Annotated in this window: 23 protein-coding genes; 12 read left to right on the forward strand and 11 right to left on the reverse strand. The window is 59.2% G+C overall.

Annotated elements, in window-relative coordinates; all coding sequences use genetic code 11:
- Positions 1 to 8: 8 nt before the first annotated feature.
- Positions 9 to 1,337 carry a DEAD/DEAH box helicase gene (locus JL015_RS12755; RefSeq protein ID WP_201018697.1) on the forward strand — a complete coding sequence of 443 codons (1,329 nt, stop codon included), beginning with the start codon at positions 9 to 11 and terminating at the stop codon, positions 1,335 to 1,337.
- Positions 1,338 to 1,474: 137 nt separating this feature from the next.
- Here the strand turns inward: JL015_RS12755 and JL015_RS12760 are convergent, their stop codons facing one another.
- Positions 1,475 to 2,743 carry a TIGR03862 family flavoprotein gene (locus JL015_RS12760; protein WP_201018698.1) on the reverse strand — a complete coding sequence of 423 codons (1,269 nt, stop codon included), beginning with the start codon at positions 2,741 to 2,743 and terminating at the stop codon, positions 1,475 to 1,477.
- Positions 2,744 to 2,884: 141 nt separating this feature from the next.
- Between JL015_RS12760 and JL015_RS12765 the strand changes: the two genes are divergently transcribed.
- Together JL015_RS12765 and JL015_RS12770 are read left to right on the forward strand one after the other, a co-directional pair.
- The gene (locus tag JL015_RS12765; RefSeq protein WP_201018699.1) at positions 2,885 to 3,124 is read left to right on the forward strand and encodes a CopG family ribbon-helix-helix protein; all 240 of its coding nucleotides are present in this window, start codon (positions 2,885 to 2,887) and stop codon (positions 3,122 to 3,124) included.
- Positions 3,114 to 3,398, forward strand: a complete 285-nt coding sequence (locus JL015_RS12770) for a type II toxin-antitoxin system RelE/ParE family toxin (protein WP_201018700.1) — start codon at positions 3,114 to 3,116, stop codon at positions 3,396 to 3,398. The genes JL015_RS12765 and JL015_RS12770 overlap by 11 nt, the downstream gene beginning before the upstream one ends.
- Before the next feature lie 3 nt (positions 3,399 to 3,401).
- Here JL015_RS12770 and JL015_RS12775 read toward each other — a convergent pair whose 3' ends face one another.
- Entirely contained in the window at positions 3,402 to 4,322 is a 921-nt protein-coding gene (locus JL015_RS12775) for a histone deacetylase family protein (RefSeq protein WP_201018701.1), read from the reverse strand.
- A gap of 120 nt (positions 4,323 to 4,442) precedes the next feature.
- Between JL015_RS12775 and JL015_RS12780 the strand changes: the two genes are divergently transcribed.
- From JL015_RS12780 to JL015_RS12790, 3 genes are all read left to right on the forward strand, one after another.
- Positions 4,443 to 5,012 carry a GNAT family N-acetyltransferase gene (locus JL015_RS12780; RefSeq protein ID WP_201006407.1) on the forward strand — a complete coding sequence of 190 codons (570 nt, stop codon included), beginning with the start codon at positions 4,443 to 4,445 and terminating at the stop codon, positions 5,010 to 5,012.
- An 88-nt stretch (positions 5,013 to 5,100) separates the two neighbouring features.
- A complete protein-coding gene (gene tesB, locus JL015_RS12785) occupies positions 5,101 to 5,970 on the forward strand; it encodes an acyl-CoA thioesterase II (RefSeq protein ID WP_201006405.1) in 870 nt (289 codons plus the stop codon).
- Positions 5,967 to 6,560, forward strand: coding sequence for an HAD family hydrolase (locus JL015_RS12790; protein ID WP_201018702.1), 594 nt, complete (start codon positions 5,967 to 5,969; stop codon positions 6,558 to 6,560). Before tesB ends, JL015_RS12790 begins: the two co-directional genes overlap by 4 nt.
- Positions 6,561 to 6,606: 46 nt before the next feature.
- On the opposite strand, the gene JL015_RS12795 is transcribed toward JL015_RS12790, so the two are convergent.
- The 5 genes from JL015_RS12795 to JL015_RS12815 all read right to left on the reverse strand — a co-directional run bounded on the left by JL015_RS12795 (position 6,607) and on the right by JL015_RS12815 (position 12,386).
- Positions 6,607 to 7,596 carry an alpha/beta hydrolase gene (locus JL015_RS12795; RefSeq protein ID WP_201018703.1) on the reverse strand — a complete coding sequence of 330 codons (990 nt, stop codon included), beginning with the start codon at positions 7,594 to 7,596 and terminating at the stop codon, positions 6,607 to 6,609.
- A 4-nt stretch (positions 7,597 to 7,600) separates the two neighbouring features.
- Positions 7,601 to 8,485 carry a KPN_02809 family neutral zinc metallopeptidase gene (gene ypfJ, locus JL015_RS12800; RefSeq protein WP_201018704.1) on the reverse strand — a complete coding sequence of 295 codons (885 nt, stop codon included), beginning with the start codon at positions 8,483 to 8,485 and terminating at the stop codon, positions 7,601 to 7,603.
- A gap of 91 nt (positions 8,486 to 8,576) precedes the next feature.
- The gene (locus tag JL015_RS12805; protein WP_201018705.1) at positions 8,577 to 9,854 is read right to left on the reverse strand and encodes an MFS transporter; all 1,278 of its coding nucleotides are present in this window, start codon (positions 9,852 to 9,854) and stop codon (positions 8,577 to 8,579) included.
- Between the two features lie 154 nt (positions 9,855 to 10,008).
- Positions 10,009 to 11,094 carry a tRNA (uridine(54)-C5)-methyltransferase TrmA gene (gene trmA, locus JL015_RS12810; RefSeq protein WP_201018706.1) on the reverse strand — a complete coding sequence of 362 codons (1,086 nt, stop codon included), beginning with the start codon at positions 11,092 to 11,094 and terminating at the stop codon, positions 10,009 to 10,011.
- Complete coding sequence (locus JL015_RS12815; RefSeq protein WP_201018707.1) at positions 11,091 to 12,386, reverse strand: NCS2 family permease; 1,296 nt, start codon at positions 12,384 to 12,386, stop codon at positions 11,091 to 11,093. The genes trmA and JL015_RS12815 overlap by 4 nt, the downstream gene beginning before the upstream one ends.
- Before the next feature lie 448 nt (positions 12,387 to 12,834).
- On the opposite strand from JL015_RS12815, the gene JL015_RS12820 reads away from it, so the two are divergent.
- The 3 genes from JL015_RS12820 (at position 12,835) to JL015_RS12830 (ending at position 15,620) form a co-directional block, all read left to right on the forward strand.
- Positions 12,835 to 14,274 carry a cytochrome ubiquinol oxidase subunit I gene (locus tag JL015_RS12820; RefSeq protein ID WP_201006393.1) on the forward strand — a complete coding sequence of 480 codons (1,440 nt, stop codon included), beginning with the start codon at positions 12,835 to 12,837 and terminating at the stop codon, positions 14,272 to 14,274.
- 3 nt (positions 14,275 to 14,277) lie between these two features.
- A complete protein-coding gene (cydB, locus tag JL015_RS12825; RefSeq protein WP_201006391.1) occupies positions 14,278 to 15,285 on the forward strand; it encodes a cytochrome d ubiquinol oxidase subunit II in 1,008 nt (335 codons plus the stop codon).
- 167 nt (positions 15,286 to 15,452) lie between these two features.
- Positions 15,453 to 15,620 carry a DUF2474 domain-containing protein gene (locus JL015_RS12830; RefSeq protein ID WP_201018708.1) on the forward strand — a complete coding sequence of 56 codons (168 nt, stop codon included), beginning with the start codon at positions 15,453 to 15,455 and terminating at the stop codon, positions 15,618 to 15,620.
- A 79-nt stretch (positions 15,621 to 15,699) separates the two neighbouring features.
- Here the strand turns inward: JL015_RS12830 and JL015_RS12835 are convergent, their stop codons facing one another.
- Together JL015_RS12835 and JL015_RS12840 are read right to left on the reverse strand one after the other, a co-directional pair.
- The gene (locus JL015_RS12835) at positions 15,700 to 16,824 is read right to left on the reverse strand and encodes a methyltransferase (protein WP_201018709.1); all 1,125 of its coding nucleotides are present in this window, start codon (positions 16,822 to 16,824) and stop codon (positions 15,700 to 15,702) included.
- 132 nt (positions 16,825 to 16,956) lie between these two features.
- Positions 16,957 to 17,190: a helix-turn-helix domain-containing protein gene (locus JL015_RS12840; protein ID WP_201006388.1), complete on the reverse strand. Its 234-nt coding sequence runs from the start codon at positions 17,188 to 17,190 to the stop codon at positions 16,957 to 16,959.
- Positions 17,191 to 17,528: 338 nt separating this feature from the next.
- Here JL015_RS12840 and JL015_RS12845 point away from each other — a divergent pair, with 338 nt between their 5' ends.
- A complete protein-coding gene (locus JL015_RS12845) occupies positions 17,529 to 18,305 on the forward strand; it encodes a ferredoxin--NADP reductase (protein WP_201018710.1) in 777 nt (258 codons plus the stop codon).
- A 66-nt stretch (positions 18,306 to 18,371) separates the two neighbouring features.
- Here JL015_RS12845 and mscL read toward each other — a convergent pair whose 3' ends face one another.
- Positions 18,372 to 18,818 carry a large-conductance mechanosensitive channel protein MscL gene (gene mscL, locus JL015_RS12850; RefSeq protein WP_201018711.1) on the reverse strand — a complete coding sequence of 149 codons (447 nt, stop codon included), beginning with the start codon at positions 18,816 to 18,818 and terminating at the stop codon, positions 18,372 to 18,374.
- A 185-nt stretch (positions 18,819 to 19,003) separates the two neighbouring features.
- Between mscL and radA the strand changes: the two genes are divergently transcribed.
- Entirely contained in the window at positions 19,004 to 20,371 is a 1,368-nt protein-coding gene (radA, locus tag JL015_RS12855) for a DNA repair protein RadA (RefSeq protein WP_201006382.1), read from the forward strand.
- A gap of 150 nt (positions 20,372 to 20,521) precedes the next feature.
- Here radA and JL015_RS12860 read toward each other — a convergent pair whose 3' ends face one another.
- Positions 20,522 to 20,890: a PilZ domain-containing protein gene (locus JL015_RS12860; protein WP_201018712.1), complete on the reverse strand. Its 369-nt coding sequence runs from the start codon at positions 20,888 to 20,890 to the stop codon at positions 20,522 to 20,524.
- Positions 20,891 to 21,175: 285 nt separating this feature from the next.
- On the opposite strand from JL015_RS12860, the gene JL015_RS12865 reads away from it, so the two are divergent.
- Positions 21,176 to 23,251: a carbon starvation CstA family protein gene (locus JL015_RS12865; RefSeq protein ID WP_201018713.1), complete on the forward strand. Its 2,076-nt coding sequence runs from the start codon at positions 21,176 to 21,178 to the stop codon at positions 23,249 to 23,251.
- The last annotated feature ends 4 nt before the right edge of the window (positions 23,252 to 23,255 follow it).

Here is a 23,255-nt window from a genome sequence, read left to right on the forward strand (position 1 = left end):
GTACCCCCATGACATTCGCCTCTCTCGGCCTGATCGAACCCTTGCTGCGTGCCCTCGATGCACTTGGCTACCAGACCCCGACGCCTGTTCAGGCACAGGCGATTCCTCCGGTGCTGGCCGGCCGTGACCTGATGGCCGCCGCCCAGACCGGCACCGGCAAGACCGCCGGCTTTGCCTTGCCGCTGTTGCAGCGCCTGACCATGGAAGGCCCGAAAGTCGCCCCCAATTCGGTGCGCGCTCTGGTATTGGCCCCGACCCGTGAGCTGGCCGAGCAGGTGCATGAAAGCATCCGCCAATACGCGGAACACCTGCCGTTGAGCACCTATGCCGTGTATGGGGGCGTGAGCATCAACCCGCAAATGATGACGCTGCGCAAGGGCGTGGATGTACTGGTCGCCACGCCAGGCCGTCTGCTGGACCTGCACCGCCAGAACGCGGTCAAGTTCTCGCAACTGCAAACCCTGATTCTCGATGAAGCCGATCGCATGCTGGATCTGGGCTTTGCCGAAGAACTGCGCGGGATTTATGCAGCGCTGCCCAAACGCCGCCAGACCCTGCTGTTCTCCGCCACCTTCTCCGACGAGATCCGTCTGCTGGCCTCGCAGATGCTCAACGATCCTCTGAGCATTGAAGTCAGCCCGCGCAATGTGGCGGCGTCTTCGGTCAAGCAGTGGGTTGTGCCGGTCGACAAGAAGCGCAAGACCGAGCTGTTCATCCACCTGCTGAAAAAGCAGCGCTGGAGCCAGGTGTTGGTGTTCGCCAAGACCCGTGTCGGCGTCGATCAACTGGTCGAGCGTCTGCAAGGGCTGGGTATCAATGCCGACGGTATTCATGGCGACAAGCCCCAGGCGACTCGCCAGCGTGCTCTGGACCGTTTCAAGGCCAGTGAAGTACAGATTCTGGTGGCTACCGATGTCGCGGCCCGTGGTCTGGATATCGATGATCTGCCGACCGTGGTCAATCTGGACTTGCCTATCGTGGCCGAGGATTACGTCCACCGCATCGGGCGTACCGGGCGTGCGGGTCTTACCGGGGAAGCGATCTCGCTGGTCTGCGCCGATGAAGTCGAGTTGCTGTCGGCGATTGAAGTGCTGACCCGCCAGACACTGGTGCGCAAGGAAGAGCAGGATTTCGAGCCAGAGCATCGTGTACCGACCACCGACGCCAGCGGGCAGATCCTCAAGAAACCCAAGAAGCCGAAAAAGCCCAAGGTCTCAGGCGGCAAGCGTAACCTGGGCAAATGGGTCGATAGCGGCGATACCGAGCCTACGCCAGTGGTCAAAGCGGTGCGCAAGGTGCCTGTGTTCAATACCGGCCCGCGCAAGAAAAAGCCCTGATCTTTCAACGCTCACTGTGGGAGATTGGTCGCGAAGGCGGCATTGAAGGCAAAGCATTTCTTCAGTCTTCACTGGCCCTGTCGCGAGCAAGCTCCCTCCCACGAAGGTTGTGAACACCCAAAGAAAATCTATCGCCTTCAATGACGTCTCGCGAAGGAATTCTCTCCTGCCTGTTGGCTGCACCAGTCAATGATTCCGAGCCCGGCAGCCCGGCCGCTTGCGAAGCAGGCGGTCAGCAGGTAACCGCCGGTCGGCGCTTCCCAGTCCAGCATCTCACCGGCGCAGAACACGCCCGGCAGTTGCTTGAGCATCAAACCCTCGTCCAGCCCCTCGAACGTCACGCCGCCTGCGGTGCTGATCGCTTCATCGAGCGGGCGGGGTTTGATCAGGTTCAGAGGCAGTGCCTTGATGGCCTGGCTCAGCAAGGCGGGATCGGCAAAGGCTTCCTTTGTCGCCAGTTCACGCAGGAGCGCGGCCTTGACGCCGTCCAGCCCCAACTGGCTTTGCAGGTGCTTGGACATCGAGCGCGAGCCGCGAGGTTTGCTCAGGGCTTTTTGCACATTATTGAGCGTCTTGCCGGGTAACAGATCGATCTGCACCGTCGCTGAGCCTGCACGGTTGATCTGCTCCCGGATCCTGGCCGAGAGTGCATAAATCAGGCTGCCTTCCACACCGGTTTCCGTCAGCACACACTCGCCAAGGCGAGGCGTGTCGTCTGGCAGGCCTATGGCGATATTCTTCAGGGGCGAGCCCGCGAACTTGCTGCGCAGTAGCTCACTCCAGGCCGAAACCTCAAAGCCACAGTTGGCGGCCTGGAGAGACGCGGTCTCAACACCGCGCGCTTGCAGCCAAGGCAGCCAGGCACCGTCGGAGCCCAGGCGAGCCCAACTGGCACCGCCCAGTGCCAGCAATGTTGCATCGGGCTTGAGGGCCAGTTCACCCTCCACCGAGGCAATGCGCAGGCTGCCATCGGTATTCCAGCCCAACCAGCGATGGCGGTTATGAATCACCACGCCCGCTTCGCGCAAGCGCTTGAGCCAGGCCCGCAGCAGCGGGGCGGCTTTCATGTCGGTCGGGAACACACGGCCCGAACTGCCCACGAACGTTTGAATACCCAGCCCATGAATCCACTTGCACAGCGCATCGGCATCAAAACGGCGCAACAAGGGCGCGATCATCGGCGCACGCTCGGCATAGCGCGACAGAAACGCCGGGTACGGCTCCGAATGAGTGATATTCATCCCGCCCACACCCGCCAGCAGAAACTTGCGCCCCACCGACGGCATGGCGTCATACAGATCGACCTTGATCCCGGCCTGACTCAACACCTCAGCCGCCATCAACCCCGCGGGGCCGCCTCCAATGATGGCGACGGATGAAGGCGTTGGGGATTTTGAATCGGTCATGGTGGGCGGGGTGTCAGTGATGAGTGGCTGGGCATTCTACCCGAGATTCAAATATTGGCCTGATTTCGCGTCGGTGTATGGGTGTAGTACGGTGTATGACAATGTATAGTTATGTACTGAGTGTTCTTTCTGGAGGTCATCATGTCCACTATGTCTATACGTTTACCTGATGAAATGGCGGCCACCCTTGCCAGCCTTGCAAAAGCCACCGGGCGTACCAAGTCGTTCCTGGCTATCGATGCCTTGCGCGAGTATCTCGATCGTGAAGCCTGGCAGATTGCCGAGATCCAGCGTTCCATTCAGGAGGCTGATGCAGGAGACTTTGCCAGCGATGAAGATGTCAGCGCCGTGATGGACAAGTGGACCGGCAATGCGCGTTGAGTGGCTAAGAACAGCGCTGAAGAATCTCGATGACGAAGCCGCTTACATTGCAGTGGATAGTCCGCAAGCTGCTGCCGATTTCGTCCGGGCGATAAAGGCTGGCGTCGAGCAGTTGGCTCTTTTTCCGGCGATGGGGCGTGAAGGGCGACTCAGTGGCACTCGGGAATGGGTATTGCCTGACCGTCCATACATCATTCCCTACCGTGTGCGCGGTGGGTGCTTGCAGATATTGCGCATTTTTCACACCCGTCGTTTACCACCAACCAACTGGTAAACCCTAACCCAACCCCATCTCCACCCATACCCGCTGCGCGCTGTGATGCAATATGCCGTGCCGCCGCGCCAGGGCTTTGCGGTCTTTGCTGTAGCCGCCGCCAATAACACCCATCACGGGAATATCACGGCCCAGGCAATGACGCATGACGGTTTCGTCCCGTGCGGCCAGGCCTTCATCGGTCAGTCGCAGGTAGCCGAGGGCGTCGTCCTTGTGAACATCCACTCCCGCGTCATAGAGCACCAGGTCCGGCTGGTAGATGGGTAGCAGGTAGTTGAGCAGGTCGTCGACGACTTTCAGGTAGTCCGCATCGCCCATGCCCATGGGCAGCGGGATGTCCCAGTCGCTCTGGGCCTTGCGGGCCGGGAAGTTCTTTTCGCAGTGCAGCGACACGGTAATGGCGTCGTCGGTGTCGGCGAGGATGCGTGCCGTGCCGTCGCCCTGATGCACGTCGCAGTCGAAGATCAGTACTTTACCCACGCGGCCGCTGGCCAGCAGGTAATGGCTGATGACGGCCAGATCGTTGAAGATGCAGAACCCGGCCGGGTAGTCGTAGTGCGCATGATGGGTGCCGCCTGCAAGATGGCAGGCCAGGCCATGCTTGAGCGCCTGTTCTGCGGTCAGCAGAGAACCGCCCACTGCACGAATGGTGCGTCGGGCCAGATCTTCGCTCCAGGGCAGGCCCAGCCGGCGTTGGTCCTCGCGTGACAGCTCTCCGCTGAGGTAGCGCTGGATATAAGAAGGGTCATGAGCCAGTGCCAGAATGTCGGCCGGGCACAGTTCCGGGCGCAGAAGCTGGGTGTCCAGGACCAGGCCGCTGTCGACCAGGTGATCGCGCAGCAGGCGGAACTTGTCCATGGGGAAGCGATGGTCAGCCGGGAAGTTCGGGCTGTAGTCATCATGATAGATAAGCGGCAGGGACATTTTACGTCCGGTCTGGGGTCGAAGCCGGATAGTGCCAGTAATGCAGGCCGTCGCACAGCAACCTTGAGCGTCGACAGGCTACACTGGCGCAATCATTTGCGTGGTTACAGGGAGGAATCGATGGAGCCGATACTCAAACTCGATAGCGCACGGCTGCTGATGCGGCAATGGCGTGATGATGACCTGCCCACATTTGCCGCCATGTGCGCGGACCCGCAGGTCATGCGCTACTTCCCCGAGCCCATGAGCCGTCTTGAAAGTGCTGCCATGATCGGGCGCGTGCGCGGTCATTTCGCTGAACTGGGCTTTGGCCTCTGGGCTCTTGAGCGCAAGGACAACGGGGCTTTTATCGGTTTTACCGGGCTTGGAGTGGTGGGCTTCGATGCGCATTTCACGCCTGCGGTGGAAATCGGCTGGCGTCTGGCGCGTGAGCATTGGGGGCTGGGCTTTGCCAGCGAGGCGGCCTGGACCGTTCTGGGCTGTGGTTTCGAGCGCCTGGGGCTTGAGGAAATCGTGTCGTTCACGGCGGTGAGCAACGAACCATCGCAGAAAGTGATGCAAGCCATCGGCATGCAGAACAATCCGCCCGATAACTTCGAGCATCCCGGTTTACCTGACGGGCACCCGCTCAAACCTCATGTGCTGTACCGAATAAACCGTGAACAGTGGCTCAACACGCTCAAACCTTGATTCAGCCAGTCGCGTTAAATTCTGTATCATTTCAACCCTGCCGCGCAGGCCTTGCGTGTGCGGGTATGTTTTGTGCGAGGAGTCGTGAATGAGCCAAGTGTTGGATGATCTGGTCGAGCTGCTGACGCTGGAACCTATCGAGGAGAACCTTTTTCGCGGTCGCAGCCAGGACCTTGGCTTTCGCCAACTGTTCGGTGGGCAGGTGCTGGGCCAGTCGCTGTCGGCCGCCAGCCAGACGGTGGAAGAAGACCGCCATGTTCATTCCCTCCACGGCTACTTCCTGCGTCCTGGCGATGCCGCCTTGCCTGTGGTCTATCAGGTTGACCGTGTCCGTGACGGCGGCAGCTTCAGCACCCGCCGCGTGACGGCGATCCAGAAGGGCAAGCCGATCTTCACGTGCAGCGCATCGTTCCAGTATGACGAAGAGGGATTCGAGCATCAGACCACGATGCCGCAGATCGCCGGTCCGGAAAACCTGCCATCGGAGCTGGAGCTGCTGACTCAGCGTGCGCACTTGATCCCCGAGGCGATGCGCGACAAGTTTCTGTGCCCCAAGCCTATTCAGTTTCGCCCGGTAACCGCCGAAGACCCTTATAATCCCAAGCCCGGCGAACCGGTCAAATACGTCTGGTTCCGTGCCGATGGCACCTTGAAGGATGTGCCGGCGCTGCATAAATACATGCTGGCCTATGCCTCGGACTTCAACTTGCTGACCACTTCCTTGCTGCCTCATGGCAAGACGGTCTGGCAGCGTGACATGCAGGTCGCCAGCCTGGATCACTCGTTGTGGTTCCATAGCGACCTGCGCGCCGATGAGTGGTTGCTGTATGCAATGGACAGCCCATGGGCAGGCAACTCCCGAGGTTTCTCTCGCGGCAGTATCTTCAACCGCGCCGGGCAACTGGTCGCGTCGGTCAGCCAGGAAGGGCTGATTCGCCATCGCAAGGACTGGTCATGAGCCTCAAGCATATTCAGAACTGGGTGTTCGACATGGACGGCACCCTGACGATTTCCGTACATGACTTCCCGGCTATCAGGCGAGCACTGGAGATCCCGCTGGAAGACGACATTCTCGGACATCTGGCGGCATTGCCTGCCGATGTCTGCGCGGCCAAACATGCATGGCTGTTGGAGCATGAGCGCGAGCTGGCGCTGGCCTCACGGCCGGCGACAGGGGCTGTCGAGCTGGTACGGGAGCTGGCCGGGCGCGGCTATCGTCTTGGCATTCTGACCCGCAACGCCCGTGAACTGGCCTACATCACGCTGGAAGCCATCGGGCTGGCGGACTGCTTTGCGCAAGAGGATGTACTGGGGCGAGACGAAGCGACGCCAAAACCGAACCCCGCCGGTCTGCTCAAGCTGGCTGGTGCATGGGACGTTGACCCTGCGCAGATGGTCATGATCGGCGATTACCGTCATGACCTGGACTGTGGCCGGGCGGCAGGCGCAAAGACGGTGCTGGTCAACCTGCCTGAAAATCCGTGGCCGGAGCTGGCTGACTGGCATGTCGCCGATTGTGTGGCATTGCGGGGGATGCTGGATCAGTGATCTTCGCGGATGAGCGGCGCACCGCTCATCCGCGAACGCTGCGCAATCAGAACGGTTTGAACAAAACCGCCTGTCCTTCAGGCGAAGTAAAGATCCCGTCACCGCTGTGTCCGACTTTCGGCACGATGACCAGATGCTGGTTCAGCCCTTCCGGGTGACGTTTTTGCAGGTACTTGAAGTAGTTCTGCCCGCGAGTCAGCCTGTTCGGGCCCTGTGCCTCGGCGGCGCAGGTCTTGTCCAGCGCCGGATGATTGAGGTCAGTGTCCAGTTCGCCCAGCAGATAGGTGATATCGCGTTTCACATAGGCCTTTTCGATGTCCACAGGCTTTTCCTTGCCTGAATAGAACGGCATTTTCTTCAGCCCGTACTTCCAGTCGTCAAAATTGGGGCAGCTTTGCGCCGAAACCGTTTCAGGACGCTCGGCATCGAAATAGGCATAGGAAGACGGGTTGGCGATCACGTAGCGCAGTTTCACGCCTTCACGGTTGAGCAACGCATCTTCCTTGCCGCCAATCATCGCGTAACGCTGCACCACCTGGGCACCCCCGGAATGCCCGGCGATGACGATTTCCTTGAGGTTGGGGAACAGCTTGCTGTCGCTCAGGCGCTTGAGGATATGGTCAATGACGATAAACGAACTGATCGGTTTGGGATCGACGGCCGTGGCACCTTCCATCCAGCTGTTCTGGCGCCAGCGCAGGATCGAGTCGGACAAGTGGTGGGCAACGATATCCTTCTCGTCCAGAAACTGCGGAGCGATCAGCAGGGTCTTGCTGCGCTCCTTGGACTGGTTGGCTGCCCGCTCGATGCTGCGCAGGTAGGTCTGCGCATTGCGCAGGCGACCATGCAGCACGATCACGACGCGCTCGATCCGGGGTTTGGGATGAACCCATTCCTGACTCAGGCCCAGTGTGGCCTGGCTGCCATTGATGGTCAGGCGATCCGGGCTGATCGATTTTACCGCTTGATCCTCGGCATGAGCGCCGAGGCTCGCAAAGGCAGTGCTTAACAACAGGACCAGAAGCGGTTTAATCATGTGCTCAGAGACTCTTGGCGGCGAATGTATCGCATTGGTTGATGTGGCCTTGTGCAAAACCGGTCTTGAACCAGCGTACTCGCTGGGCGGACGTTCCATGGGTGAAGGAATCCGGTACGACCCGGCCACGGCCTTGCTGCTGCAAGCGATCATCGCCAATGGCGTTTGCCGCATTCAGTGCCTCTTCAATATCACCCGGCTCAAGCCAGTTCAAACGCTTTTGTGCGTTGTAGGCCCAAACCCCCGCAAGACAGTCGGCCTGCAACTCCTGGCGGACCAGCAGGCCGTTGTTGCCTTCCATGCGCTGACCTTGTTGGCGAGCCGCCTGGACCTTGGCTGAAATGCCCAGCAGGGTCTGCACATGATGGCCTACTTCATGGGCGATGACGTAAGCCTGGGCGAAATCTCCGGCGGCTGAAAAGCGCTGGGACATCTCGCGGAAAAACTCCAGGTCCAGATAAACCTGCTGATCGGCCGGGCAGTAGAAAGGGCCTGTGGCAGAGGTCGCAAAACCGCACGCCGAGTTTACCTGACCGCGGAACAGCACCAGAACCGGGTCCTTGTACTGGCGACCGTTCTGAGCGAACACGGCGCGCCAGGTATCTTCGGTGTCGCCAAGAATGCTGCGCACAAACTCGGTCTGCTGATCGTTGGCGGGCGGTGCCTGTCGGGTCTGCGGGCTGACTTGAGGGGATTGTTGCGTCATTTCCCCGGTGAGTTGCCCGAGGATCTGCATCGGGTCCTGGCCAGTCAGCAAACCGAAGGCGACGATAATCACCACGCCGCCCAGGCTGAGGCCCTTGCCACCGATGCGCATGCCGCCACCGCCGCTACTGCCATCGCGGGCATCGACTACGTTGTCGCTGCGTCGGCCTTTTTTCCACAGCATTCTGGAAGTCCTCCGCTGAACTCTAGAGAGTGTTGCTGGTGATACGTCACTCCGCCAGTCCGGCCGTCCAACTGTATGGACTCATCGGGTGTCACACCGGTTTTGCCCGTTGCTCGTTCTCTACAGGCGGCGACGCATCGGCAAAGTGATTCACTCGCCGCAAGCTTTTGAAGCCGACCATCCAGGCACCGACGACACCCAGCGTACACAGACCACCCATGATCGCAGCGGGGATCGGGCCGATCAGGGACGCGCTGGTGCCTGCGCGGAACTCACCCAGCTCGTTGGATGAGCCGATAAACAGCATGTTGACCGCATTGACCCGACCGCGCATGGCATCCGGTGTCGAGAACTGCACCAGAGCCGAACGAATATAGACGCTGACCATGTCCGCGGCCCCGGCAATCAGCAGGGCAAGGCAGGACAGCCAGAAGAGGGTAGAGAGGGCAAATACCAGATTCGCCACGCCGAACACACCTACCGCCAGGAACATGGTCATGCCGACATTGCGATCCAGAGGCCGCATGCTCAGGTAAACCCCGGTGGCCAGTTCGCCCAGGCTCATGGCGGCGCGCAGCGCACCCAGCCCTTGCGGCCCCAGATGCAGGACTTCATGGGCGTAGATCGGCAGCAGTGCTACCACGCCACCCAGCAAGACCGCGAACAGGTCCAGAGAAATGGTGCCCAGAATGATCGGGCGCGAGCGAATGAAGGCAATGCCTGCGGTAAAGCGCTGCCAGGCTCCGTCGCCCAGATCCACAGGTTTGCCCGCGAAGGGAGTTGCGACGCGGCTCAGGCACAGAATGCCGACCAGAAACGAAACCACGCAGGTCGAATACGTCAGTTCTGCGCCGCCCAGCGCATACAGCCCCCCACCGATCAATGGCCCGGCCACGGTGGAGCAGCGCATGATGACGCTGTTGGTGGCGATGGCCGAGGCGAGTTTTTCACGTGGCACGATCTGTGGCAGCAGGCTTTGTAGTGCAGGCCCGGTGAATGCACGGGCGCAGCCATAGAGCACGAGGGCGCCGTAGATCAGGCGCAGGTCTTGCAGCTTGAGCGCTGAAAACAGTAAGAGGATCAGCCCGCACAGCGCCTGCACCGCCCAGCTTATGCTCAGGATCAGCTTGCGGTTGTAGCGATCGATCAGATCCCCGGCCGGCATGAGCAGCAGCAACATGGGGATGAACTGGGCAAGACCCACATAGGCCAGCGCCATCGGCTCGCGGGTCATGTCATAGACCTGCCAGGCCACGACTATGGCCTGGATCTGCATGGCGAAGACCGCCAACAGCCGTGCAAGGATGAAATTGATGAAGCCTGGCTCGCGGGACAGTTTGACTGATGAGGCGGGGGATTCAGAACTCAAGACAGATATCCATCGAAGCGGTGAATACGCGGGTGGCGTTATACCTTAGCCGATGGAGCGCTACACATGAAGTAACTAAATAGTTTTGTGTGGTGTTGTTCGCGAATGAATTCGTTCCTGCAAGGTGTGAGCGAATTCATTCGCGAAAGGGCAGTCAACGCCTGACCAGCAAAACCCCTGATTCCATATGGTGCGTATAAGGAAACTGGTCGAACAGCGCGCAACGCTCGATCCGGTGCGTGTCGTGCAATTGGGCGATGTTGGCGGCCAGGGTTTCCGGGTTGCAGGAAATGTACAGGATGCGCTCGAAACGGCGGGTCAACTCGCAGGTGTCCGGGTCCATGCCTGCGCGTGGCGGGTCGACGAACACGTTGGCGAACTCATAGCTCTTCAGGTCCACGCCCTGCAGACGGCGAAAAGGCCGTACGTCATTCAACGCCTGGGTCAGCTCTTCGGCGGAGAGGCGCACCAGCGTGACGTTATCCACCGAGTTATCATCCAGGTTGCTCAGCGCGGCATTCACCGAGGTCTTGCTGATTTCGGTCGCCAGTACCTTGCGCACGCGGGTGGCCAGCGGCAGGGTGAAGTTGCCGTTGCCGCAATACAGCTCCAGCAAATCGTCATCACGCTCGCCCAGCGCGTCATAAGCCCAGTTGAGCATTTTCTGGTTCACCGTGCCGTTTGGCTGGGTGAACGCGCCTTCAGGTTGGCGATAGCTGAACGTGCGACCGGCGACTTCCAGTTTTTCGGTCACATAATCGTGGCCGATCACCAGACGCTGGCCTTTGGAGCGGCCGATCAGGCTGACATTCAGCTCTGCCGCCAATGCCTGTGCTTCGACTTGCCATTCATCGTCCAGAGGGCGGTGGTAGCACATGGTAATCATGGCGTCCCCGGCCAGGGTGGTCAGGAAGTCCACCTGAAACAACTTGTGGTTCAGCGTCGGGCTGGCCTCCCAGCGCTCGCGCAGAACAGGCATCAACGCATTGATACGTTCGCTGGCGATGGGCAGGCCTTCGAGCAGGATCGGCGTCTTGTTGTCGCCGGGGGCGAACATCGCGTAATAGCGCTTCTGGTCTTCGCGCCACAGGCGAAACTCGGCACGCAGGCGGTAATGCTCGCGCGGCGAGTCGAATATCTGCGGCTCGGGTGCGTCGAAGGGAGCCAGCAGCTCACGCAACCGGACGGCTTTTTCTTCGAGCTGACGGTCGTAGCTCGCGGGATCGAAAGGAACACTCATGCGTTGAACCAGCCCAGCTTGATCACGAACAGAATCGACAGGATCACCAGCGCCGAGTTCAGCTCGCGCCCGCGTCCCGAAAGCAGCTTGATTGCTGTCCAGGAAATGAAGCCAAAGGCGATGCCGTTGGCGATGGAGTAAGTGAAAGGCATGGCCAGGGCGGTAATCACCACGGGGGCCGCGACAGTGAGGTCGTCCCAGTCGATTTCAGCCATGCCGGACGCCATCAGCACTGCGACGAACAGCAATGCCGGTGCCGTGGCGAAAGCAGGCACGCTGCTGGCCAGTGGCGCGAAGAACAATGCCAGCAGGAACAGTACCGAGACGACGATGGCGGTCAGGCCTGTACGGCCACCGGCGCTGACACCTGCTGCGGATTCGATGTAGCTGGTCGTGGTCGATGTGCCCAGCAGCGAGCCGGCCATGGCCGCGGTACTGTCTGCGATCAGCGCACGGCCCATCTTTGGCATGTGCCCGTCCTTGCCCATCAGCCCGGCGCGTTTGGCGACGCCGATCAGCGTGCCGGAGTTATCGAAGATATCCACGAACAGGAAGGCGAAGATGATGCTGACCAGGCCCACGTCCAGCGCGCCCATGATGTCCAGTTGCAGGAAGGTCGGAGCCAGGGAAGGTGGCATCGACACGACGCCGCCGAACGGTGTGAAGCCCAGCGCAATGGACGCGAGGGTAGTGACCAGAATGCCGATCAGGACTGCGCCGCGCACCTTGAGCTGATCCAGCGCAACGATCAGGAAGAAGCCCAGGGTCGCCAGAACCGGAGCCGGTTGTTTCAGGTCGCCCATGCCGATCATGGTGGCCGGGTTGCTGACCACGATGCCGGCGTTATGCAGGGCGATCAGTGCCAGGAACAGGCCAATCCCTGCTGCAATCGCCGAGCGCAGGGGCAGGGGAATGCTGTTGATGATCCATTCGCGAATCCGGAACAGCGACAGCAGGAAGAACATCACCGCCGAAATGAAGACCGCACCCAGCGCGACCTGCCAGGTATGGCCCATGTGCAGGACCACGGTGTAGGTGAAGAAGGCGTTCAGGCCCATGCCCGGTGCCAAGGCAATCGGGTAGTTGGCGATCAGGCCCATCACGGCCGAACCAATGGCCGCGGCCAGACAGGTCGCGACGAACAGCGCGCCCTTGTCCATGCCGGTTTCGCCAAGAATGCTCGGGTTGACGAACAGGATGTAAGCCATGGCCAGGAAGGTCGTGACGCCCGCGAGAATCTCGGTCCTCACGTTGGTGTTGTGTGCCTTGAGTTGAAACAGCCTTTCCAGCATGTCTGGCTCTCCGTAACGCGGCCCGCGTCGTGAATGATTCGACTCCAGAAGCAAAGCACAGGCTGACGCAGCAGCCCGCCATTTTTGCGAGTCGGAAAAAGCCGCGCATCATACCAGCAGGTTGCGGCTGTTGCTGCTCTGTGAATGGCTCCATCCCGCCCCGCACGCCATGTGTGGGCGAATTCATCCGTGAAAACACCGCGCACTCGGGGTGAGGCAACTCGCCACGCGGCAAAAGACCACACAACCTGCGGGTCTGAATGGGACTACTCTTTTAACGTCGGTTGACCTGCATCATTGCCCTTGCGCATGAAATGTGAACCGAAAGCATGAAACCAGCATCGAGATACTCATCAGAAGACTTCCGATGCGCCGGACTCCATGACCGTGGGGCAATCGCCGATGGCTTGCTGCCAAAGGCCGGTATCACCTGAATAGAGGAAGAATCATGTTCGGTTTGGAGGCACTAGACCTTGCCCGCATCCAGTTCGCATTCACGATTTCGTTCCACATCCTGTTTCCTGCCATCACCATTGGTCTGGCAAGTTACCTGGCTGTGCTCGAAGGGTTGTGGCTGAAGACCAACAACGACATTTACCGCGATCTCTACCATTTCTGGTCGAAGATATTTGCCGTCAACTTCGGCATGGGCGTTGTTTCCGGGCTGGTCATGGCTTATCAGTTCGGCACCAACTGGAGCCGCTTCTCCGACTTTGCCGGTGCGGTTACCGGACCGCTGCTGACCTATGAGGTCTTGACGGCGTTCTTCCTCGAAGCGGGGTTCCTCGGCGTGATGCTGTTCGGCTGGAACCGTGTCGGCCGTAACCTGCACTTCTTTTCGACGGTCATGGTCGCCATCGGCACCCTGATCTCGACCTTCTGGATTCTGTCGTCCAACAGCTGGATGCAGACGCCACAAGGTTTTGAAATCATCGACGGTCGCGTGATCCCTACCGACTGGTTTGCGGTGGTCTTCAACCCGTCCTTCCCGTATCGCCTGGCGCACATGTCGATTGCCGCGTTCGTGGCGACCGCGTTCTTCGTCGGCTCTTCGGCGGCCTGGCACCTGCTGCGTGGTCGCGATACGCCTCAGGTCCGCAAGATGCTGTCGATGGCCATGTGGATGGCTTTGCTGGTCGCGCCGTTGCAGGCTGTGGTCGGTGACTTCCATGGTTTGAACACGCTCAAGCATCAACCGGCGAAAATCGCCGCCATCGAAGGTCACTGGGAGAACGTCGGTGACGAGCCAACGCCTCTGATCCTGTTCGGCTGGCCCGACATGAAGGAAGAGCGGACCAAATATGCCGTTGAAATTCCGTATCTGGGCAGCCTGATCCTGACCCACAGCCTGGACAAGCAAGTCCCGGCGCTCAAGGAGTTCAAGCCTGAGGACCGGCCGAATTCGACCATTGTGTTCTGGTCGTTCCGAATCATGGTCGGCCTGGGTTTCCTGATGATCTTTACCGGTTTGTGGAGCCTCTGGCTGCGTAAGCGCGATGCGCTGTATAGCAACCGTCCTTTCCTGTACCTGACCTTGTGGATGGGGCCATCGGGGCTGATCGCGATCCTGGCTGGCTGGTTCACCACTGAAATCGGTCGTCAGCCCTGGGTCGTCTACGGCCTGATGCGCACGGCGGATGCATCGTCCGGGCACAGCGTCACGCAAATGAGCATCACCCTGGTCTTGTTTGTGGTTGTCTACTTCCTGCTGTTTGGCGCCGGCCTCGGTTACATGATGCGTCTGGTGCGCAAAGGGCCGAAGAAACACGTCGAACATACGCCGACCGGCGGTCCCGGCCAGAAACGCACGCCAGCCCGTCCGCTCTCCGCTGCCGAAGAAGGCTCCGAAGATGGCGACAACCTCGACAGCCTGAGCAAGGGGAACTGAGTCATGGGTATCGATCTTCCACTGATCTGGGCGGTCATCATCATCTTCGGCATCATGATGTACGTGGTGATGGACGGTTTTGACCTGGGTATCGGGATTCTCTTCCCGTTCATGAAAGACAGCTCCGACCGCGACGTGATGATGAACACCGTCGCCCCGGTCTGGGACGGTAATGAAACCTGGCTGGTACTGGGCGGCGCGGCATTGTTCGGCGCTTTTCCCCTGGCCTATGCGGTGGTGCTGTCGGCACTCTATCTGCCGCTGATCTTCATGCTGATGGGGCTGATTTTCCGCGGCGTGGCCTTCGAGTTCCGTTTCAAGGCCACGGAAGAAAAGCGTCACCTGTGGGACAAGGCTTTCATTGGCGGCTCATTGGTTGCGACCTTCTTTCAGGGTGTAGCGCTTGGGGCTTTCATCGAAGGCATTCCGGTGGTCAATCGCGAGTTTGCCGGTGGCTCACTGGACTGGCTGGCACCGTTTCCGATGTTTTGCGGTCTGGCATTGATCGTGGCTTATGCGCTGCTGGGTTGCACCTGGCTGATCATGAAGACCGAAGGATCATTGCAAAAGGCGATGCATGACCTGGCGCGTCCTCTGGCTCTGGTAATGCTGGCGGTCATTGGCATTGTCAGCCTCTGGACTCCGCTGGCACACCCGGACATTGCGCAGCGCTGGTTCACCCTGCCTAACCTGTTCTGGTTCATGCCGGTGCCGATTCTGGTGCTGGTCACCATGTACGGCCTGTTCAAGGCGGTGGCCCGCAATGCCCATTACACGCCGTTCCTGCTGACACTGCTGCTGATCTTTCTGGGCTACAGCGGGCTGGGTATCAGCCTGTGGCCCAATATCATTCCGCCGTCAGTCTCCATCTGGGACGCTGCGGCTCCGCCTCAGAGCCAGGGTTTCATGCTGGTGGGCACGCTGTTCATCATCCCGTTCATTCTGGGGTACACCTTCTGGAGTTATTACGTGTTTCGCGGGAAGGTGACTGCTGAAGACGGTTATCACTAGGCACTGTATGAAATGTATCTGCGCTCGGTGATGCGGCGTTAAAAACAGGCTCGGAATGCTCATTTACACCCAGTAAACTCCGCTTCCTCGCCTGTTTTTGCCTTGCCTCACCTTCGCTCGAAAACATTTCGTACAGCGCCTCATTTTTAAATCAGAGGAGATTGGCGATGTCTGGCAAAGATTCCATGCACGACAAGGATCCAGCGATGAACAAGCCGCTCTGGCAGCGGCTGGCCTGGCTGGCCGGTATCTGGGCAGGCAGTGTCTTTGCGCTGTTCATCGTGGCCAGCCTGATGCGCATGTTCATGAACGCAGCGGGATTGACCACCCACTGATTGCCATGCGCTGAATTCCCATCCCGTGTTTCGTGGACACGGCTTCATGACCCTCCTCGCGGAGGGTTTTTTTTGAGGTCTATTTACGGGCTTTGAGAATCACGAACTTGGGTGTTGCGGCGACTTGCTCAACACCGCGGAACAAGCGCGCCAGTTTGCTGTGATAGCCCAGATGGCGGTTGCCGACGATATACAGCGCGCCACCGACCACCAGCGATGCCCGCGCCTGCAGGAACATGCGCCAGGCCAGGAAATCACCGACCACCTGTTGCTGATGGAAGGGCGGGTTGCAGAGCACCACATCCAGAGAGTCCAGATCCTGACTGGCCAGGCCATCGCCGGCACGAATCACCACCTCGCGATCTCCCAGCGCCGCTTGCCAGTTCTCGGCGGCCGACTGCACGGCCATGAACGACTCGTCTACCAGCGTGTAATGAGCATCCGGGTTATCCAGAGCACTGGCGATTGCCAGTACACCGTTGCCGCAACCCAGATCGGCGACTCTGGCCGAGCCGAGGTTTTTGGGCAGATAAGGCAGGAAGGCCCGAGTGCCGATATCCAGGCTGTCGCGACAGAACACGTTGGCATGATTGACCAGCTCGATGGCGGGTTGATCGAGCGTGTAGCGAGTCGGGTAAGGCGAGCTCAGGACCTCTCCAGGCTCTGGCGTGCAGAACAGCAGGCGTGCCTTTTTCACGGCCAGCGATGCCTGTACCGGTCCAATATATTCTTCCAGCAGGTCACCGGCTGAGCGCGGCAAGTGCTTGACCATTGCCGCTGCGATCACTCGCGCATCCGGAGCCAGTTGGCCTTGCAGACGAACGAGCTGTTCTTCCAGCAGAGCCATTGTCTTGGGAACCCGGATCAGCACCCAGTCGAAAGGGCCGGTCAGCGGCTCGCTGGCCGGGATCACGGGTACGGCGTCGTAGGCCATGCCGTTGCGGGTCAGGTTCTTTTCCAGACCCTGTGCCGCCAGATACGAGTCGGTGCTGCTGACCACCGTTGCATGCTGCGCCAGGCTTGCGGCCAGTGCGCCGAAGCTATCGTTGAGTACCAGCACCTTGCTCTGAAGGGTGAGGCCGATTTCTGCCACGTAATTGAGCAAGTATTCGTCAGCCGCGTCGAATGCCTGCAAGGGCTCATCTTGTTGTTCGGGTTGGCGAATGAGATCAAGTTGAGCGAAAGGACTGGTCAGCACGGGCATGGGCACAAAAACTCTGGGGCAATCGACGTATGTCATGCGAGCCCTGCATCGGATGGGCTCGCTGAGATCGGCAAGTTTACGTGCTTTTTACTGTTTGGCACCCTCCATGTTGGTGGCCGATGGCCGACTTCCTCAGAACATCCCGCTCAAGGCGGCCTGCACGGCCGCAGCCGTTTTGTTGCAAACCCCCATTTTCTGTATCGCGCTGGCGATATGAAAATGAATGGTGCGCTCTTTCAGGCTCAGGATGATTGCGATGTCGCCCGCTGTCTTGCCTTCTGCGGACCATTTGAGGATTTCGATTTCTCGATGGGTAAGGTTTTTTGCGTGAGATGGGGATGGTGAGTTGAGTTCCATGGATCCCATGATCGCCTCCATGCCTTTGATGGCGAGATGTTTCGTATTGTTTAAGCAGTCTAGAAAAAATCCATCGAGTACAAATTGCGGTTGTGGCTATCTAGACGAGTGGTGTGATGGCTTTTATGTATCCAAAGGGATGTCTTTATGGCTGGAACGCTGATGGGAGCTTGGTTGCGGCTTTTCAGGCAGTACAGGCTTTCAACTAATGAATACCGGCCCAAGAACCAAATACTCTAAATCGCCTGTGTGGGAGTCGCTCAAAGCACTACAAACAGCCGGTGTTTATCGAGCGCGCTTTGGGGGACACTAGAGGCCTTTTCCAGCTCCGGAGTCAGAAGCGTCCCATGACCGCCAGCGAAGACAAGTTCACCCGGCAAACACTGCTGCGTGTGACGCCGTTGACCGACAACCTGTTCACCCTGCGTACTACCCGCGATCCCGGGTTCCGTTTTCGTGCCGGGCAGTTCGCTCGCCTTGGCGTGACGAAGGCCGACGGCAGCACGGTATGGCGCGCGTATTCCATGGTTTCTGCGCCTCATGACGAGTTTCTGGAGTTCTTCTCCATCGTGGTGCCAAACGGGGAGTTCACCAGTGAGTTGAGTCGTCTGCGCGAAGGCGACACCTTGCTGGTGGAGAAACTGGCGACCGGATATCTGACGCCTGACCGCTTTGTCGATGGACGAGACTTGTGGCTTTTATCCACAGGCACGGGCGTTGCCCCTTTTCTCTCGATCCTTCAGGACTTCGAGATATGGGATAAATTCGAGCGGATCATCCTTGTCTACAGCGCCCGTGAGGCCAGGGAGCTGGCTTATCAACAACTGATTGCCGAGTTGATGCAGCGGGATTATCTGGCCGAGTACGCCGACAAGTTCCTGTTCCTGCCCACCGTAACCCGCGAACAGCACCCCGGCGCCTTGCATGGTCGCATCACTAGCCTGATCGAAAATGGCGCGCTGGAACGTGCTGCAGGTGTCGAGCTGACGCCCGAGCATTCGCGGGTGATGATCTGCGGCAATCCGCAGATGATCGACGACACAAGGGCCGTGCTCAAACAGCGGAACATGCAACTGAACCTGACCCGTCGGCCAGGGCAGGTTGTGGTGGAGAATTACTGGTAAGTCATTCGCGAATCTGTGGGAGGCAGCTTGCTGGCGATTTCTGAAGCTGCCTCCCACAGTCTTGCTTCAAACTGGACGACCAGGGTCCACAGTAACCGGCGCCGCTGGCTTGTTCTGCTCCTTGAGCAAATCACGAATTTCGCCCAGCAGGATTTCTTCCTTGGACGGCGTCGGCGGCAGAGTCGGGGCCTTGGCTTCTTCGCGTTTCAGGCGGTTGATGGCCTTGACGCCCATGAAGATTGCGAAGGCAACGATGACGAAGTCGAGAACGGTCTGGATGAACTTGCCGTAAGCCAGCAACACGGCGGGCGTCGTACCTTCGGCTGCTCTCAGGGTAATGGCCAGATCACTGAAGTCCACGCCGCCGATCAACAGGCCCAGCGGTGGCATGATCACGTCACCGACGAATGACGAAACGATCTTGCCGAACGCTGCACCAATGATGATACCCACGGCCATATCGACCACGTTACCTTTGACGGCGAAGGCCTTGAATTCGCTTAGTACGCTCATGGGTGATTCCTTGTTACAGAGGGAGATGACCGGATTCAGTGTAATGGAGCAATGTGTATCCTGCTGTGTACATGTGCAATCGACCGGGGTTGGTGCGGTAAGTTTTATCCGGATCGGCAAAAACCGAGTTCCGGCGGCGCGGCATTTGCTGCGTTATCATGCTGCTTTTTACGACTGGGGTTGTCATGGCCAAGGCCAAACGCTTGTACGGCTGCACTGAGTGCGGTGCGACTTTTCCCAAATGGGCTGGCCAGTGCAGTGATTGCGGCGCCTGGAACACGCTGGTTGAAACCATGCTGGAAAGCGGCGCGGCAGCTGCGCCCAGCGGACGTACCGGTTGGGCAGGCTCGCAGGCCCAGATCAAGACCCTTGCCGAAGTCAGTGTCGAAGAGATTCCACGCTTCTCGACCAACTCCAACGAGCTGGACCGGGTCCTCGGCGGCGGCCTTGTGGACGGCTCTGTCGTATTGATCGGTGGCGATCCGGGTATCGGTAAATCCACGATTCTGCTGCAAACCCTGTGCAATATCGCCGAGCGCATGCCAGCCCTGTATGTAACGGGCGAAGAGTCCCAGCAACAGGTGGCCATGCGCGCTCGGCGTCTTGGGTTGCCTCAGGACAAACTGCGAGTGATGACCGAAACCTGTATCGAGTCGATCATCGCCACGGCGCGTGTCGAGCATCCCAAGGTCATGGTGATCGACTCCATCCAGACGATTTTCACCGAGCAACTGCAATCCGCTCCCGGTGGCGTGGCGCAGGTGCGTGAAAGCGCTGCCCTGCTGGTGCGTTACGCCAAGCAGAGCGGCACGGCGATTTTCCTGGTCGGCCATGTGACCAAGGAAGGTGCGCTGGCCGGGCCCCGTGTCCTGGAGCATATGGTGGATACCGTTCTCTATTTCGAGGGCGAATCGGATGGACGACTGCGTTTGCTGCGGGCGGTGAAAAACCGTTTCGGCGCCGTCAACGAACTGGGCGTGTTCGGCATGACGGACAAAGGGCTCAAGGAAGTTTCCAACCCGTCAGCGATTTTTCTGACCCGTGCTCAGGAAGAAGTGCCCGGCAGCGTGGTCATGGCGACCTGGGAAGGCACGCGCCCGATGCTGGTGGAAGTGCAGGCGCTGGTGGATGACAGTCACATGTCCAACCCGCGTCGGGTGACGCTGGGGCTGGATCAGAATCGTCTGGCCATGCTGCTGGCGGTCTTGCATCGCCATGGCGGAATCCCGACCCACGACCAGGATGTGTTCCTCAATGTGGTGGGCGGGGTGAAAGTGCTGGAGACCGCGTCTGACCTGGCGTTGATGGCGGCTGTCATGTCCAGCCTGCGCAACCGGCCATTGCCTCATGATCTGCTGGTGTTCGGGGAAGTGGGGCTTTCCGGCGAAGTCAGGCCGGTGCCCAGCGGTCAGGAGCGCCTGAAAGAGGCCGCCAAGCATGGCTTCAAGCGGGCTATCGTGCCCAAGGGCAACGCACCGAAGGAAGCGCCAGCCGGTTTGCAGATCATTGCGGTCACCCGATTGGAACAGGCGCTGGATGCGTTGTTCGAGTAGGGCTGATCAGTCAAGGCCAAAACAAACTTGTAGGAGGCAGCTTGCTGGCGAAAAAGGCCTTGAAATCGACAGATATTATGCGTCTGTACGCTGAAGTCGCCAGCAAGCTGCCTCCCACAAAGTGATTTTGATCGGAACTCAGTCTCGGACTCAAATCTCGATCAACGCCGCCAGCTCACGATCCAGCTCTGCCGGATCCCCGAGATTAAGCTCCACCAGCCGCTTCAAATGGCTGATCGATTCCAGTCCGATATGCAGGCAGACGAACCCCAGGTGATGGTTGTCGTCATGGGTCAGCTTCACGTCCATCTTCACGTAGGCATCGTCGCTGAGATGGATGTCGACCAGGAAATGCTCGTTCGGGTCACCCGTCCAGGGTTCCGGCCTTTCGATGAGGAGTCCTTTCAGAGAGAGGTCGAGCAACTGCACTTTCCAGTTGTTGCTGCCCTGGTTGAGGTCGGTCCTGGCATCGAACGCGATGCGCTTGAAGCGACGGCGATCTGAGGGGGAGTCGGTCATCAAGTGAGCTCTCGTGGTATCGACTGACATGTGAGCCAGCGGACATGCCATTGATAATGGCACCCTTGTCTACGCACGATAGACCTGAACGGGGTTGCCGAACAGCCTGTGGGCGATTTTTATTGTCTGGTGTACGCGACGGCAGGAATCTGGCCCCGTGCGAGTCAGATATTTGAGTTTTGACCTGTCAAAAGTGTTCTAGACCATCGTTGGGGGTGGCCTTTCGCTCTGACAGGGCTAAACTCGGAGTGCTTGCCTTCTAGTCAACTCTGCTGGAATAAGAAAATGAAAAATAACAATAGCCTAATGCGCCACGTGCCTTGGCTGCTTCTCGCAATTATTGGGGCTTGTGCCCTGGGGGTGGTGGCACTACGTCGTGGCGAGGCAATCAATGCCTTGTGGATCGTGGTCGCTGCTGTAGCTATTTATCTGGTCGCTTATCGTTACTACAGTCTTTTCATCGCTAACCATGTCATGCAACTCGACCCGCTGCGGGCAACCCCGGCCGTGGTCAACAATGATGGTCTGGACTATGTGCCGACCAACAAGCACATTCTGTTCGGACACCACTTCGCAGCCATCGCAGGCGCAGGCCCATTGGTCGGCCCGGTACTGGCCGCGCAGATGGGTTACCTGCCCGGCACACTCTGGCTGATTGCCGGTGTGGTTCTGGCGGGCGCGGTACAGGACTTCATGATCCTGTTCCTGTCCACACGCCGTAACGGTCGCTCCTTGGGCGACATCGTTCGTGAGGAAATGGGCCGCATTCCCGGCACCATTGCCTTGTTTGGCTGCTTCCTGATCATGATCATCATCCTTGCGGTGCTGGCGCTGATCGTGGTCAAGGCCCTGGCTGAAAGCCCGTGGGGCATGTTCACGGTCATGGCGACGATCCCGATCGCGATGTTCATGGGCGTTTACATGCGCTACATCCGCCCGGGTCGCATTGGTGAAATCTCCATCATCGGCGTGGTTCTGCTGCTGCTTTCCATCTGGATAGGCGGCTCGGTGGCTGCGGATCCGGTCTGGGGCCCCATGTTTACCTTCACCGGTGTGCAAATCACCTGGATGCTGGTGGGCTACGGTTTCGTGGCGGCAATGCTGCCGGTATGGCTGCTGCTCGCACCGCGTGACTATCTCTCTACCTTCCTCAAGATCGGTACCATCGTCGCGCTGGCCATCGGCATCCTGATTCTGGCACCCGAGCTGAAAATGCCGGCTCTGACCCAGTTCACCGACGGTACAGGTCCGGTCTGGAAAGGCGCGCTGTTCCCGTTCCTGTTCATCACCATTGCGTGTGGTGCGGTGTCGGGCTTCCATGCACTGATCTCCTCGGGCACCACGCCCAAGCTGCTGGATAACGAAAAGAACGCCCGCTACATCGGTTACGGCGGCATGTTGATGGAGTCCTTCGTCGCCATCATGGCCATGGTTGCCGCTTCGGTGATCGAGCCGGGTGTGTACTTCGCCATGAACAGCCCGGCTGCAATTGTGGGCAGTGATGTGGTGTCTGTGGCACAAACCATCAGCAACTGGGGCTTTACCATTACGCCCGAGCAACTGACCGCTGTGGCCAAGGATATCGGCGAGAACACCATCCTGGCCCGTGCCGGTGGTGCTCCGACCCTCGCGGTCGGTATCGCGCAGATCCTGCACCAGGTCCTGCCGGGTGAAAACACCATGGCGTTCTGGTACCACTTCGCGATTCTGTTTGAAGCCCTGTTCATCCTGACTGCTGTGGACGCCGGTACCCGTGCCGGTCGCTTCATGCTTCAAGACCTGCTGGGCAGCTTCGTACCTGCTCTCAAGCGCACCGAGTCCTGGGTGGCCAACGCCATTGGTACAGGTGGCTGCGTCGCACTGTGGGGTTACCTGCTTTATCAAGGTGTGATCGACCCGCTGGGTGGCATCAATACCTTGTGGCCGCTGTTCGGTATCTCCAACCAGATGCTGGCCGGTATTGCCCTGATGCTTGCCAGTGTCGTGCTGATCAAGATGAAGCGTCAGCGTTACGTTTGGGTGACCTTGCTGCCTGCATCCTGGCTGCTGATCTGCACCGTGACCGCGAGCCTGATCAAGCTGTTCGACTCCAACCCTGCCATTGGCTTCCTGGCACTGGCCAAGAAGTACAGCACCGCAGCGGATGCCGGTCAGATCCTGGCTCCGGCCAAGACCATGGACCAGATGCAGCACGTGATCTTCAACGCTTACACCAACGCCGGTCTGACTATCCTGTTCCTGTTCGTCGTGTCCAGCATCCTGTTCTACGCGCTGAAAGTCGGCCGTGCGGCGTGGATCAAGAAAGAGCGCAGCGACAAGGAAATGCCATACCAGGCCATGCCTCCGGGATCACAGGTGTGATAAC

Source organism: Pseudomonas cichorii (assembly GCF_015471405.1).
Classification (GTDB): Bacteria; Pseudomonadota; Gammaproteobacteria; order Pseudomonadales; family Pseudomonadaceae; genus Aquipseudomonas; species Aquipseudomonas serbiensis.